This window comes from Psychrobacter sp. PSi21, assembly GCF_054960615.1.
Window position 1 is genome coordinate 15030 of record NZ_JBHNYR010000029.1, and the last position, 14536, is coordinate 29565.

Consider the following 14536-nt stretch of genomic DNA (forward strand, 5'->3'; position numbering starts at 1 on the left):
TATGTTTTTGCAACCAAAGATACCTTTTGGGCAAATGGAAGGGTTTTATTTGTATGCTGTTGGTCAGCGCTGATGACCAACTTTGGTAAACCTCGTATAATGGCGGAATTTTACAGAACGTGAGCCTAACATGGGCATGGCGGCCATTATATGCTGACAACAGTAGTGGTAAGCATCAGTAATTTGGGAGCAAATCAGTATGAGCGCAGTAAACAGTAAATGGATGACATGGCAGCAGGTTGCAGGCATTGGTGTGGTATGTGGACTGGCTGTAGCAGGATGTAGCCGCTCAGATGATGCTGATAGTGATAACGCTGAAGTGGTTGAGCAAGAGGTGGTTGTGGTAGAGGAAGACGATGCCGTCGCAGCTGCCATCAACTGTAATGACCCTATGGTGCAAGACCGCTTACAACGCACGCTCAAAAATACACTCAGCCAGCAAGCGCAGACCATTGCGGCAAGTTATGCCAATGATGCTGAGGTCAGTTTGGATAACGGCACGGTCAGCAGCAAGGTGAATGGGGTGTTGATTGATGTGCAAAATGCTGCAATATTGCAGCAGGCCAATGCCACTGGTGTGACCACCTGCCAAGCCAGTGTCAGCATGACCCTACCCAGTGAAGACTTATATCAAGCCAGCTTGGTAAGAGCGGCAAATAATGAGCCAAGCCTATCTTCACGCTTGACGAAAAATAACATTCGCATCAATAACAATATGCTGACAGATGATGCATTTACGTATGTGGTCGGTATGCAAGGTGGGCAAGTGCAAATCCGTATCGCAGGTCGCCCTGTACTGATGACGGCAGTTGCTGATGTGATGGCAAGCTCTGTGCTCAAGTCTGAAGTAGACAGTCAGCGCGCTGAGCGTCAGGCGCAAGAGCAAGCAGAACGTCGCGCCGCCGAGCAGGAGGATGCAGGCCTGCGTGAGCCAACCGCTGTACAGCCTGTTGAGCCAATAGAGCCTATCCAAGTGCCAAGCATCAATCAAGGCAGTAATCAAAATAGTAACAGCCAGACAAATACCAATACAGCCACTCCAAAACCATCGGCATCTGTACCGACTGATGACAGTATTGACATGGTCATCATCGAAGATGAGAACGCCACTTATTAAGCTGTATGGTTACTGACTGACCGTGCCAGCGCCCACTGCTTGTTTAAGCTGTGGGCGTTATCGTGTAGATAGACTGACGATATGACTACTGGTCAGACTATTGGTCGCTAAATTGCTGCAGCGCTTGATTGTTCCACAGCACTTCCGAGACCCGTTTGGGATCGGTACAAAAGCGTGCGGCGACAAACAACCAGTCAGACAAACGGTTGATAAAGCTGATGGCCGTACAGTGAATGGCTTGTGGCTGCTCGGCTTGTAGGGCAATGGCTTGTCGCTCAGCGCGGCGGCAGACACTACGCGCCACGTGCAGCTGGCTGACCAATACTGAGCCTGTGGGCAAAATAAAATCTTTCAGTGGCGGCAATACGGTATTCATCGCATCAATGTGTTGCTCAAGCCATTCAATATGGACGTTGCTCACGCCTTCATATTCAGGCATGGCCAGCTCTCCGCCTATATTAAATAGCAAGTGCTGAATCATGGTCAAGTCTTGGGCAAATTGGCGGCTGGCTTGGGTGCTGATGTGCGTCATGGCCTCATGTCCGTAGTGCGCACGCACCAGCCCGATATGTGAGTTCAGCTCATCGATGTCACCCATCACACTAAAGATGACATTTGCTTTACTGAGACGGCTGCCATCCGCCATGCCTGTGCTGCCATCATCACCAGTACGGGTGTATATTTTGCTCAAACGGTTGCCCACGGTATATCCTTATTGTTATAAAATTGAATTTGTGGTTGGTGTTTACTCTCTTGAGCAAGCATTGTAGTATTTTCTGCACATTTTCGCTAAGATAATGGATGGATGACGATGCACAGATCATTATCTTCTGTCGCCAATACTTGGCGCTTGGGTGAATGATCTGGCATGGTCATTATTTTTTGTCATGATCAACTGCATTTTATTTGCATTTTAATCATGGCTATTATTCAATTTTTTAAGGCTATTTTGTTATGACCACACCTCTTGCCGCCGCTATGTCGCAGCTTGCCATTTATGATTCACTGACTGGTATGAAACGCCAGTTTGAGCCACTCAACGCGGGGCAAGTGGGGCTGTATGTGTGTGGTATGACCGTCTATGACTATTGTCACATTGGGCATGCGCGTGTGATGGTTGCCTTTGATATGGCGGTACGCTGGATGACCCAGCTGGGCTATGAGGTCAATTATGTGCGTAACATCACTGATATTGATGACAAGATCATCACGCGTGCGGCCGAAAATGGTGAGGATATTACCACGTTAACGCAGCGCTTTATTGATGCCATGCACGAAGATGCCGCTGCCCTTGGTTGCCAATTGCCCAATGCTGAGCCGCGTGCGACTGATCATATCGATGAGATGCAAACGATGATTGGCAAGTTGGTTGATACCCAGCATGCTTATCCTGCTGACAATGGCGATGTCTACTATGCGGTTGATAGCTTCGACGATTATGGCAAGCTCTCAAAGCGCAATTTGGATGAAATGCAGGCAGGCTCGCGTGTTGACGTTGATAATGACAAACGCAATCCCTTTGACTTTGTGCTGTGGAAAGCGGCTAAGCCTGACGAGCCGCAGTGGGCATCACCATGGGGTCAGGGTCGTCCTGGCTGGCATATTGAGTGCTCGGCCATGTCGACAAAGTGCTTGGGGAGTACCTTTGATATTCATGGCGGCGGTCACGACTTGCAGTTTCCGCATCATGAAAACGAAATTGCCCAGTCTGAAGCGGCAACTGGCTGTGAATACGCACGCAATTGGATGCACGTTGGCTTTATCAATGTCGATGGCGAAAAAATGTCTAAATCGCTTGGCAACTTCTTTACCATTCGTGACGTGATGGCAAAGTATCTACCAGAAACGGTGCGTTTTTTCTTGTTGTCCAGTCATTATCGCAGCCAAGTCAACTTCTCTGACAGCGCACTGACTGAAGCTCATAATAGCCTAAGCAGACTATATCATGCCCTCAAGATCGCTGAGCAGCAAAAAGGTGAGTCATTGGTTGTCTGCGCGCAAGCCTTAGATGATGCTTATGCCAGCAGCGCAGGTCAAGAGTTCATTGCGGCTATGAATGATGACTTTAATAGTGCCGCGGCGACCAGTGTGTTGTTTGGGCTGGCGCGTGAAGTCAATAAGGCCATTAAAGCAGAAGATATTGATGGCGCATGGCAAGCCGCCAAATCGCTCAAAGCCTTAGCCGAAGCGCTGAATATCTTACAGCAGCCTGCACAGCAGTTTTTGCAGGCAGTGATTGGCGAAGAGCAAACTGATGGTTTAAGCGATGGTGCCATTGATGATTTGATCATTGAGCGCGCTGATGCTAAGGCCAACAAAAACTTTGCGCGTGCAGATGAGATACGTGAGCAGTTAAAAGAGGCAGGTATTGAGCTTGAAGACAGCCGCAGTGGTACGACATGGCGCCGCGCATAGCCAGATCGTTATTGCTGGTTACATTACATACGTAAGCTAACAAATTAAGTCAGCACACGCTGGCTTTTTTTTGCTAAGTGTTTTAGCTTAACGCTATCATTACCTCAAGAATATTGTCTTATGCCAAGTGCTTCTTTTTTTCATAACCGTCATCATTCCGTCAGCACGGGTATGAGTACCGCAAACGCTTCTAGCCGTTATCACCCCACGCGGTTGCTTTGTGGGTTCGTCTACTGCTTGATGTTATTGTTTGCGTTTGTTGATATCGCTTATTCGGCTGAAAACCAACAAACGGCGCAAGCACGTACCGAGCAGTCAGAGACAGAAAAACAAGACAGTGCATCGCCTGCCGCACCACTAGCCAGCCAAGATAAGCCAGCTGATCTGCTTGATTATGCAGAACAACAAATAGAAGTGCTAAAAGCCAAGGGTTTTAGCACTGAGGAGATTAAAAAAGAGATATTTAGCCCAGTCAATAATCGTGTGGCCGAGCAAGCGGGCCAGCTACAAGGCTACACAGGACTGACAGGGGAGTATAACGCCAGTTATTACCCAGTGACCAAGCTCAATGCTGGGTTGCCACCACTTGAGGCACCGCCAAACTTATCGACCCCGCTTGCTACCTTGGAGTTTTTTCAATCTTCGATCATGCAGCAAAAATTTGATTTGGCCGCTTACGCACTCAATATGAATTTAATCGAGGATAGTCAGCAACGTGCGCGTGCACTGGATTTGACCAAGCGTCTTGATTTTTTATTGAGCAAAAAAGATTTATATCTGTTTGATGATTTACCGGATCGCCCTGATGGACTGATTGAGCCCCCTATCGGCAGCAGCAGTAGTGTCATGGGCATCCCTAGGCGTTCTATACAGCTGGGCTATATTGACTACCGCGAACGTCGCGTACCCATTTATCTAGAGCGTGTACGAGTAGAAGACAACACGCCAGTATGGGTATTTTCGGCGCAAACGGTAGGCAATATCGACAACCTTTATGAGCAATATCATCCTGCGCAGTTTGAGCGTTACCTGCCCACATGGATGGAGATGCGCATATTCGGGATTGCCGTTTGGGAGTTTTTGGCGCTGCTGCTGTTTTTTTCTCTGACCATGTGCATAGGTTGGCTACTTAGCCGAGGCACGGCCAAGTTGATTAACTGGTATGTGATGGATGAAAGCAGCCCCATACATGCGCGGGGACGTAATAGCGTGACCGATTTGGTCAGCAAGTTTACCGTACCGTTGACTTTTACCATCAGTTTTTCAATGGTATTTACCTTGGTATCGGGCGGTTTGCCCTATATTGATTCGGTCGCTTCTTCTATTCGTCCGATCGTTTGGATTGCGCTGGTGCTGAGTGCCATGTGGCTTGGTGTTCGAGTGATTAACTTTTTTGCCAATCGCTATCAAGACTTGCAAATTGAGAATTTGGGTGAAGAGCACTTTGATAAATCGCGCCGCCGACGTACCTATGTGTCGATATTTCGCCGCGTCTTTATTTTTGTGATGATTTTGGGCAGCATTTGGATTGGTATGAGTGAATTTACCAATATCGAAGGGTTGGGTAAAACACTGCTCACTTCAGCAGGAATTGCTGGTGCGGTTATTGGTATTGCCGCTCAGCCTATTTTGGGTAACATCATCGCAGGGGTGCAAGTGGCCATTACCCAGCCAGTACGTATTGGTGATAGTGTGATATTGGATGGTAATTTTAGCACCATTGAGGACTTGCGTTATACCTATGCGGTACTAAAAACGTGGGATGAGCGCCGTCTTATCGTGCCGATGCGCAACTTTAGTACCGAGGTGGTCGAAAACTGGTCACACACCGAATCGCACCAGACCTGTCCTGTGTTCTTGTATGTGGATTATGGTGCAGATATCGATGCCATCCGCGAAAAGTTTGTCTCGGTGACTAAGGACAATGAGCTGTGGGACGAAAAAACTGAACCTGCTGTGTATGTGGTCAATGTGACCGAAAGTACCATCGAGCTACGTGGCTCAGTATCCTCAAGCGGCCCTATGGAAGCTTGGACACTGGCTTGCGACGTGCGTGAACAGATGCTTGGCTACCTCCATCAAGCGCAAAAGCCCTATTTGCCAACAGAGCGAATTACGTTAACACCTGAAAGATAAGGGTAGGACGAAGCAGATAAGAATGTGATAGAGAAGCGTAAAATAATCTGACAAATATAGTATGTCAGATAGGTGCTTATTTGTTATAATGTGGCGTTATTTTTACAGGATAACTGAGTGGGTCATCGTATAGCAGCGTACCATTATTTATAACCCTATGGTCGCCACAAAAATACGCTGCGCACTGAGTTCCTACCCATCAAAATAACCACCGCTAGGGGTATGTATGTTGCGAATTGTTGATGAAGCTTTCACGTTTGATGATGTTTTATTGTTGCCAGCTTATTCTGAAGTGCTGCCAAAAACTGCCGATCTATCGACACGCCTGACCAAGGACATCACGCTAAATTTACCGCTTGTCTCTGCGGCGATGGACACCGTGACTGAGTCTGAAATGGCCATCACTATGGCACAGTTGGGCGGTTTGGGTATTTTGCACAAAAATATGGACATCAGTCAGCAAGCGCGCCAAGTACGCCGCGTGAAAAAGTTTGAAGCGGGTACAGTAGTGGACCCCATCACCGTACATCCTGAAATGACCATTGGTGAGCTGATCAAGCTGACCAAAAACAACAACATCTCAGGGGTGCCTGTGGTTGAAAAGGGCACGGATAAAGTGGTCGGTATCGTCACGCACCGCGACTGGCGTTTTGAGACCAACTTGTCTCAGCCTGTCAGCAACATCATGACCCCCAAAGATCAGTTGGTCACCGTGCAAGAAGGCGAGAGCAACGAAAACATCAAGAGCCTGCTTCATGAGCATCGCATCGAAAAAGTCATCGTGATTGATGATGATTTCCGCTTGCGCGGCTTGATCACAGTCAACGACTTTGCCAAGGCAGAAAACAACCCAAATGCCTGTAAAGATGCAAAAGGCCGCTTACGTGTGGGCGCAGCGGTTGGTACAGGTGCAGACACGCAAGCACGCGTTGAAGCTTTGGTCGGTGCTGACGTTGACGTGATCGTTGTAGACACCGCGCATGGCCATTCAAAAGGCGTTATCGAAAAAGTCGCTTGGGTCAAAAAGAACTTCCCGCACATCCAAGTTATCGGCGGTAACATTGCCACTGGCGATGCTGCCAAAGCTTTGCGTGATGCAGGCGCGGATGCGGTAAAAGTTGGTATCGGTCCTGGCTCAATCTGTACCACGCGTATCATCGCTGGTATCGGTGTGCCCCAAATCTCAGCCATCGATAGCGTGGCAAGTGCGCTACAAGACAGTATCCCATTGATCGCTGATGGCGGTATTCGCTTCTCAGGTGATATGGCCAAAGCCATTGCGGCAGGCGCGTCTTGCATCATGGTCGGCTCACTCATGGCAGGTACAGAAGAAGCGCCAGGTGAGGTTGAGTTGTTCCAAGGACGCTATTACAAAGCCTACCGTGGTATGGGTAGCTTGGGCGCGATGTCAGGCCAAAATGGCTCGTCAGATCGCTATTTCCAAGATGCCAAAGATGGTGTTGAAAAACTGGTACCAGAAGGTATTGAAGGCCGCGTTCCTTATAAAGGCCCAGTCGCAGGTATTGTGAACCAATTGGTGGGTGGTTTGCGCTCATCAATGGGTTACACCGGCTGCGCGACCATTGAAGAGATGCGCAGCAAGCCGCAGTTCATCAAAGTGACTTCAGCGGGCATGAAAGAGTCACATGTCCATGATGTACAGATCACCAAAGAAGCGCCAAACTACCGCGTCGGTTAATCACCAGTGATGATGGTACTGGAGCGGACAATGAATGGTTAGTTATTTAAAAAGTCAACAATGCGTGTTCATTGTTGGCTTTTTTTTTGCAAAATAGGCTATCATAAAACCACAAGATAATGATGATAAGAGACTGGTAGCGATTACTGGTTTCGGTACTTTACTGTTTTTTAATTTTATAAGAAGGAATATTTACTATGAGCTACTTTGGTACAGATGGTATTCGCGGCAAGTTTGGTCAACTGCCCATCACCCCTGATTTTATTTTAAAGTTGGGCTATGTGACGGGACGCGTACTCATAGAAAATAATGACAGTAAAACGCGTAAACCAAGCGTGGTGATCGGCAAAGACACGCGATTGTCAGGTTATGTGATTGAGGCGGCGCTGCAGGCAGGCTTTAATGCGGCAGGCGTTGATGTCCATATGCTCGGGCCCTTGCCAACCCCTGCGATTGCTCATTTGACCCGTAGCTTTCATGCTGATGCCGGCGTGGTGATTTCGGCGTCGCACAATCCGTATTATGATAATGGCATCAAGTTCTTTTCTGCGGATGGCAAAAAACTGACGGATGAGATGCAAGAAGCCATCAACGACAAGCTTGATGCCATCATGAATCCAGAAGGTGATGAGGTACTAATGCCCATCATTGATCCTGCAAGTTTGGGTAAAAACCATCGTATTGTGGACTCGAAAGGCCGCTATATCGAGTTTTGTAAAGGCAGCTTCCCTTACCAGTATGACTTGGGTCACTTAACCGTGGTGGTTGACTGTGCCAATGGCGCAGGTTATAGCGTCGCACCGCGTGTGCTACGCGAACTGGGCGCAACCGTAATTGCCATTAACCATACCCCTGATGGTGTGAATATTAATGCCGAGTGCGGTTCAACGCACCCTGAAGGCTTGCAAAAGGCGGTATTGGCACATGAAGCTGACGTCGGTATTGCTTTAGATGGCGATGGCGACCGCATCGTGATGGTAGATAATGTCGGTAATTTGGTTGATGGTGATGGCATTTTGTATGTACTGGCGACCAAAGGACAAGTACCTGCCACTGGCGTGGTTGGCACATTGATGAGTAATATGGGGCTTGAGCTGGCACTACAGGCAGAGGGTATCGACTTTGTCCGTGCCAAAGTCGGTGACCGTTATGTGATGCAATTGCTTGAGAGTAATGGCTGGATATTGGGCGGTGAGCCATCAGGCCATATCTTGTGCTTAGACAAAAGCCGTACTGGCGATGCCATCATCGCTGGTTTACAGGTGCTCGCGGTGATGCAGGCGCAAAACAAATCGTTAAGTGAGTTGACTGAAGGCTTTGAAGTATTGCCGCAAAAACTGGTCAATGTGCGCCTCAACCAAATGCAAGATCCGTACGACAATGATGAGCTGGTCGCAGTTTTTGATCAAGCAGAAGAGACGCTAGCAGGTCGCGGACGTTTACTGATCCGTAAATCGGGTACAGAACCCATGATTCGCGTCATGGTTGAGTCTGATGACGAAATTGAATGCGATGTTATGGCAAATGACTTGGCCAATAAAATCAAAGCAGTTTTGGGGTAACTCTTCGTTGTGATGTGACAACATAATATGCAAAACCATGAGGAATGATTATGAGTATGGATTTTACCGATCAACGCTTGTCGTATGAAAAGGGCATTCTTGATCAGCAGTCAGTTCCCGAAACGCCGCTTACCCTGCTTAAAAGCTGGATTGATGAGGCCACCGAGCAGCAAGTCCCAGAGCCTTATGCCATGAGTTTGGCTACTTGCGGTGCGGATAACAAGCCAAGTGTGCGTATTGTGCTGATGCGTGAGATTACTGATACCGGCGTGGTGTTTTATACCAATTATGAAAGCGCGAAAGGACAAGACATCGCCGAAAACCCCAATGCTGAAGTATTGTTTTTTTGGCACACGCTTGAGCGTCAAATCCGTATCAGTGGTCATATTGCCAAGATCGATGCCAAAAAGTCTGCCGCTTATTTTCAAAAACGTCCGCATGACAGTCAAGTAGGGGCGTGGGTCAGTCAGCCGCAAAGTGGCGCCATCGCCAATCGTGACAAGATGGAGGCGCGCTTTGAGCAGCTAAAGGCTCAATATCCTGAGGAGTCAACCGTACCCACGCCAGAGTTTTGGGGTGGCTATGAGATTAAGATTGAAGAGATTGAGTTTTGGCAAGGCCGTGCCAATCGCATGCATGATCGTATTGTGTATACGCGCAGCAGTGGGGATAGCGCCGATGATACAATAGGTGACTGGCAGATCCAGCGCTTATTACCGTAAGTATCGAGAACATCAATAGGCTGACGTTGATATCAACGTCGCCTAACTAGAAACACGCTTTAATAAAAAAGCCGTCATAATGACCATGCAGATATGGTCGTTGTGGCGGCTTTTTTTGTGCTTATAGCGGGTGGCTATATTTAAGGACCATCAGTGTCAACATCGGCAGAGACAGACATACCGGGACGCAGCTGCTCAAGTTTGGGCTGATCGGCGTCGAGATCAATACGCACAGGGATACGCTGGGTGATTTTGATATAGTTGCCAGTGGCGGGGTTGGCGGCGCCCGCACTAAACTCGCTACCAGTTGCAGGTGAGATGCTGCTGACATGACCATGAAACTGTGTGCCGCCCAGTGCGTCCACGCGAATGGTGGCAGGCTCACCAACGGCCATGCTTGCCACTTGCGTCTCTTTAAAGTTGGCAATTACCCACACGCCTTTGGGTACGATATACATCAGCTGCGTGCCTGCATTGACGTATTGTCCGACTTTGACACTCACTTGACTGAGCTGCCCAGCTTCAGGCGCTCTGATGACGGTATTGTCGAGGTTGATTTGGGCTTGTGTGGCCCCTGCTTTTGCACTTTTGATATTGGCGTCTAAGGAGGCGCGGCTGCCGCTGGTTTTTTTGCTGGCCTCGCGCGCCGCTTGCAGGTTGGCCTCAGCTTGCTGCACGCTGGCTCTGGCTTTTGCCAGCTGCGCGTTGGTATGGGCAACCTCCGCTTTGGATACGGCACCGATGGCATCAAGGCCTTCATAGCGTTTGACATCTTCAAGCGCGCTATTGACACTTACTTGTGCACTGTATACATCTGCTTGGCGTGCCTCAATTTGCGCTTGGCTGGACTCGGTGTCTTGGAGGTTACTGGCGCGGTTGGTCTGTGCCACATCGATATTGGCCTCAGCTTGCTCAAGTTGCTGCTGAAAAGTACGGTCATCGATTTTAACCAGCAAATCATCTGCTTTGACGTTGTCAAAATCTTGGACAGCAACACGGTCAACGTAACCAGATACTTGCGGGCTGATGATGGTGGTCTTGCCTTTGATAAAGGCGTTATTGGTTTGCTGCACCGCTGAGGTAAAGGGTGGCAGCTTCCACGCATAGAGGATCACCAGCAGGCCAACAATGATCATCACCACAAATAGGGTGAGGTTTGCAGCGGATTTTTTTTTAGGTGACCAGCCAGAGGAAGAGGGAATCGGCTCTTTTGGCGGCATGGGCGTGTCGTCAGCTTCTTCAGGCTCGCGCGCTGCTGTATTGTCGCCTGCCGCATCACTGACTGTATCATTATCTGCCTCACGTTTGGCGCTACCAGTGCGATGTTCAGAATCCATCGATTCGAGCTGGTCTGACGTCTGAGCGGATTGATTGGGGTCAGTTGTTTTGTCTTGGCTCATGACGTGCTCCTAAAAAATTAAAAAATATGATAATGCCTATGCGGCCTGACATGGCACGCTTATTTTTGTTCACGCATTTTAGCAATAGCGGCCAGCTCTTTGGCCAGTGGGTTGCGATTATGATATCGATAGTACAGATAGTTCATTAGTAAGACGATCGTCGTGATGGTCGCCAATACAGCGAGAATAAAAAACAAATCATCATAAGCGGCCACAGTTGCTTGACGCTGGATACCTTGCAATATGCTTGTCATCGCAGTGGTCTGGGCTTGCGCTGCGTCTGTGGTTTGCGTCGAGAGCGCACCGCTGGTAGTCGCCACTTTGCCTGCAAGGGCAGGGTCACCAAAGTTAAGCGTGTTGACCATATCGCTATAGTGCAGCTGAGTGCGAATGGTGGTAAAGGCTTGAATGGCCGCCGCCCCCGCCAGACCACCAATGGTTTGAGAGATACTAAAAATCACGGAAAAGCTAATGATATAAGCAGGGCCGTTGGCAATCGCGCGGAACATACCCTCAAATACCAGTGGCCCCATAAAATAAATGGCGGCAAAGGCAATCAAAAACTGACTGCCATAAAACATATACGGTGCTGAGTTGACAGAAACGCCCGTATCCAGCCACGCGCCCAGCGCAATCAGCGCCACTGCAAAAATCACTGGACGCCGCAGCTCCAGCGCGTTGGTACGCCAAAAGCTGATCCCCAGTGCCAGCACACTAGCAGCAAAGACAATGGTATAAAAGGTAATCATCTGATCATTGCCGTAGCCCAAATTTGCCAATAGGCCTGCCGCGCCAACGTTTTGCTCTGACAGCAAAATGCGCATGGTGGCCCCTGTGACCATAAAAGCGATGATATTGCGGCTGCGCATCCAGCGCACTTGTAGCATGGGGCTGTTGCGATGCGTCTCAATCCACAAGGCGATAAAAATAAATACAGGCGCGATCATCAAGGGATAGATCAGCCACGGTGTGCTCCACCACAAGATACGCCCTTGCACCAAAAATACCGATAAGGCGGCAAGTCCCACCGCAAAGAATGAGAAACTTAAAATATCGAGTTTTTCAAAAACCTTTTGCGTATTGCCGGGCGGCAACTCAAGCAAATTGATGAGGCCAAAGCATATCAGCGCGAGGCCAAGCTCCAACAAAAACAGTGGCTCTAGCTGACCATCAGCTGCCAAATAAGGCGAGATGATACGAGATAATGGAATACCAAACTGCACCACACCAAAGCCCAGCAAAAAGCCATTAATACGCTTGGCGGTTGGCATGGCTTGCAAGCAATAAAAAACAGCCAAGATGGTCATGGCGCTGGCCACCATACCGCTGAGCGCTCGGGTCAGTACTTCCAGATGATAAGGGTCAAACCACAGACCGATAGATGTATCGGCAAAGTCGCTGCTGACCAGCCACTGCAGGCTGGTGGCAAACAGCAAAAAAAATAAAGTGATTTTGCTAAACAATGCCATACCAAACTGCTGACGGATTTTGTACAGTAGCACGGTGATACAGGCATTGGTCATGTTGTACGCGACCGATATCCAGCCACCTTCCATAGGCGTCAAGCCAAGTGCGCCTTGAATTTGAGGTAGGTTGGCGACCAATAAACCGTTTTGAAAACCTGCGGTCAAGCCGATGACCAGACCAATCAATAGGTACAGCACTTTGCGGTATACAGGATGGTCAGGGTTGGCAGGTGAGCCCACCATAAATGGTTGCTCGTGCGGCTTGAACTGGTATTCGGTACTCATGGCTGAACAACAACTTACAGAGGCGGAGGATAATAAACAGTGCAGGCACTGCAGATACAGACGGGATAGGTGACCGGAGACATACAGGCGTAAGCAAATGGGCACCAATAAGACGCTGGCATGTGGATGCGGCGTCTTAAACCACAAAAAGCAGCTCAAGGTGGACTTGAACTACTTTATCGTGCGCTATGGTATCACAATTTTTGCTGGGTATTGTCAATCATGATATCAGATATATCATTTTAAAAAGCAGTCTCAAATGACTCAGCTGCTACGGTTTTCATCGTAGTTGGCTTCAAGGCGCATGGTACGTTGATAACTGTCTAATGAAGCCAGATGTAGCGCATATTGTTTGATATTTGGGTAATTCTCCAGCACATTTTGCTTGGCCAGCATGATGACATCAAAGGACAGCATGAAGTCAGCACCGCTGAGCTTGTTGCCTACGATGTAAGCCTTATCGGCCACCATGTCGTTGAGATAACTGAGCAGTTTATGCTTTTCGGCGGCAATATATCCTGCAAGAAAGTCATTGTCCTCGGCACCTGCTTTTTTGGTAAACAACTGGAGCAAGAGCGGTAGCATTAGTGAGCTTTCAGCAAAATGAATCCACTGTAAGTACTCGGCATAGTCGCTACTATCAGCAGCAGGGCGCAGACGATCTGGCGCAAAGCGATCAATCAAAACCTCAGTGATCGCGCCTGATTCAGCAATGATTTGACCGTCGATCTCAATGACTGGCGATTTGCCCAGTGGATGTATTTGTTTGAGGCTGTTTGGTGCCAAATGGGTCTTGCTGTCACGCTGATAGCTGATGACCTCGTAAGATTGCCCGAGTTCTTCGAGTAGCCACAAGATACGCAGTGAGCGCGATTGATTAAGATGATGAAGTCGAATCACAATATTAGCCCTTAAGTCGTGCGAGTAAATGTTCTGCGGTGGCTTCTGATGAGGCAGGATTTTGTCCTGTGATGAGCAGGCCATCTTCTACCACAAAGGCTTCCCAGTCATTGCCTTTGACATAGTTACCGCCATTTTCTTTGAGCGCGGTTTCTAGCAAGAAAGGCACCACGTCTGATAGGCCAACGCCGTCTTCTTCGCTGTTGCTAAAGCCAGTGACTTTTTTACCATTCACCAAATACTCGCCGTCTATTTTGACATTTTTAAGCGCGGCAGGTGAGTGGCAAACGAAGGCAACGGGTTTGTCTTGTTTAACGAAGTTTTCGATCAAGCCGATTGATTGGTCGCTGACCGCAAGATCCCATAATGGGCCATGACCACCAGGATAAAAGACAGCGTCAAAGTCTTCAGCCGCCACATCGGCCAATTTTTTGGTATCGGCCAGACGTACTTGGGCGGCTTCATCGTCTTTAAAGCGTTTGGTAAACGGGGTCTGCGCATCTTCAGTATTGCTGTTTGGGTCAAGGGGTGGTTGACCACCAGCCGGTGAGGCAAGGGTGAGGGTCGCGCCTGCATCAAGAAAGGTATAATAAGGCGCGGCAAACTCTTCTAGCCAAAACCCTGTTTTTTTGCCCGTGTCGCCAAGCTCGTTATGCGAGGTCAGTACCATTAAAATATTCATCATTATCCTTAGTTTCTATGAAGTGTTGTTTGTATTGAGCCAAATGTTCGTCTGTTTTTGTGTTTCTTTTCTCAAGTGATGACTGAGCAAAATGCTTCTTAACCATGCGAGATTTTGCCCATAATCACCATATAAAAAGTGTTACTGTTTAT

General features: G+C 48.5%; 11 protein-coding genes. 6 read left to right on the forward strand and 5 right to left on the reverse strand.

What is annotated here, in order from left to right:
- The first annotated feature begins 199 nt into the window (after positions 1 to 199).
- Positions 200 to 1117, forward strand: coding sequence for a hypothetical protein (locus ACFI32_RS14365; RefSeq protein WP_462627305.1), 918 nt, complete (start codon positions 200 to 202; stop codon positions 1115 to 1117).
- Positions 1118 to 1214: 97 nt separating this feature from the next.
- On the opposite strand, the gene ACFI32_RS14370 is transcribed toward ACFI32_RS14365, so the two are convergent.
- Positions 1215 to 1820: a cob(I)yrinic acid a,c-diamide adenosyltransferase gene (locus ACFI32_RS14370; protein WP_462627306.1), complete on the reverse strand. Its 606-nt coding sequence runs from the start codon at positions 1818 to 1820 to the stop codon at positions 1215 to 1217.
- Positions 1821 to 2071: 251 nt separating this feature from the next.
- On the opposite strand from ACFI32_RS14370, the gene cysS reads away from it, so the two are divergent.
- The 5 genes from cysS to pdxH all read left to right on the forward strand — a co-directional run bounded on the left by cysS (position 2072) and on the right by pdxH (position 9651).
- Positions 2072 to 3532 (forward strand): cysteine--tRNA ligase, encoded by a 1461-nt coding sequence (cysS, locus tag ACFI32_RS14375; protein ID WP_462627307.1) that lies wholly within the window; start codon positions 2072 to 2074, stop codon positions 3530 to 3532.
- A 120-nt stretch (positions 3533 to 3652) separates the two neighbouring features.
- Positions 3653 to 5668 (forward strand): mechanosensitive ion channel family protein, encoded by a 2016-nt coding sequence (locus ACFI32_RS14380; protein ID WP_462627308.1) that lies wholly within the window; start codon positions 3653 to 3655, stop codon positions 5666 to 5668.
- 226 nt (positions 5669 to 5894) lie between these two features.
- Positions 5895 to 7367: an IMP dehydrogenase gene (guaB, locus tag ACFI32_RS14385; protein WP_462627309.1), complete on the forward strand. Its 1473-nt coding sequence runs from the start codon at positions 5895 to 5897 to the stop codon at positions 7365 to 7367.
- Positions 7368 to 7564: 197 nt separating this feature from the next.
- A complete protein-coding gene (gene glmM / locus ACFI32_RS14390) occupies positions 7565 to 8929 on the forward strand; it encodes a phosphoglucosamine mutase (protein ID WP_462627310.1) in 1365 nt (454 codons plus the stop codon).
- Between the two features lie 56 nt (positions 8930 to 8985).
- Entirely contained in the window at positions 8986 to 9651 is a 666-nt protein-coding gene (pdxH, locus tag ACFI32_RS14395) for a pyridoxamine 5'-phosphate oxidase (RefSeq protein ID WP_462627317.1), read from the forward strand.
- Positions 9652 to 9791: 140 nt separating this feature from the next.
- Here pdxH and ACFI32_RS14400 read toward each other — a convergent pair whose 3' ends face one another.
- The 4 genes from ACFI32_RS14400 to ACFI32_RS14415 form a co-directional block, all read right to left on the reverse strand.
- On the reverse strand, positions 9792 to 11051 hold the full coding sequence (locus tag ACFI32_RS14400) for an HlyD family secretion protein (protein ID WP_462627311.1): 1260 nt from the start codon (positions 11049 to 11051) through the stop codon (positions 9792 to 9794).
- A gap of 59 nt (positions 11052 to 11110) precedes the next feature.
- Positions 11111 to 12802, reverse strand: coding sequence for an efflux MFS transporter permease (locus ACFI32_RS14405; protein ID WP_462627312.1), 1692 nt, complete (start codon positions 12800 to 12802; stop codon positions 11111 to 11113).
- Between the two features lie 264 nt (positions 12803 to 13066).
- Positions 13067 to 13702, reverse strand: coding sequence for a glutathione S-transferase family protein (locus tag ACFI32_RS14410; RefSeq protein ID WP_462627313.1), 636 nt, complete (start codon positions 13700 to 13702; stop codon positions 13067 to 13069).
- A gap of 4 nt (positions 13703 to 13706) precedes the next feature.
- Entirely contained in the window at positions 13707 to 14384 is a 678-nt protein-coding gene (locus tag ACFI32_RS14415) for a type 1 glutamine amidotransferase domain-containing protein (RefSeq protein WP_462627314.1), read from the reverse strand.
- Positions 14385 to 14536: the final 152 nt, after the last annotated feature.

Bases quoted from the DNA above. Each gene is read 5' to 3' on its own strand.
- guaB (WP_462627309.1), top strand. From the start codon at position 5,895: ATGTTGCGAATTGTTGATGAAGCTTTCACGTTTGATGATGTTTTATTG.
- ACFI32_RS14415 (WP_462627314.1), bottom strand. From the start codon at position 14,384: ATGAATATTTTAATGGTACTGACCTCGCATAACGAGCTTGGCGACACG.
- ACFI32_RS14365 (WP_462627305.1), top strand. From the start codon at position 200: ATGAGCGCAGTAAACAGTAAATGGATGACATGGCAGCAGGTTGCAGGC.
- ACFI32_RS14400 (WP_462627311.1), bottom strand. From the start codon at position 11,051: ATGAGCCAAGACAAAACAACTGACCCCAATCAATCCGCTCAGACGTCA.
- pdxH (WP_462627317.1), top strand. From the start codon at position 8,986: ATGGATTTTACCGATCAACGCTTGTCGTATGAAAAGGGCATTCTTGAT.
- glmM (WP_462627310.1), top strand. From the start codon at position 7,565: ATGAGCTACTTTGGTACAGATGGTATTCGCGGCAAGTTTGGTCAACTG.
- ACFI32_RS14405 (WP_462627312.1), bottom strand. From the start codon at position 12,802: ATGAGTACCGAATACCAGTTCAAGCCGCACGAGCAACCATTTATGGTG.
- cysS (WP_462627307.1), top strand. From the start codon at position 2,072: ATGACCACACCTCTTGCCGCCGCTATGTCGCAGCTTGCCATTTATGAT.
- ACFI32_RS14380 (WP_462627308.1), top strand. From the start codon at position 3,653: ATGCCAAGTGCTTCTTTTTTTCATAACCGTCATCATTCCGTCAGCACG.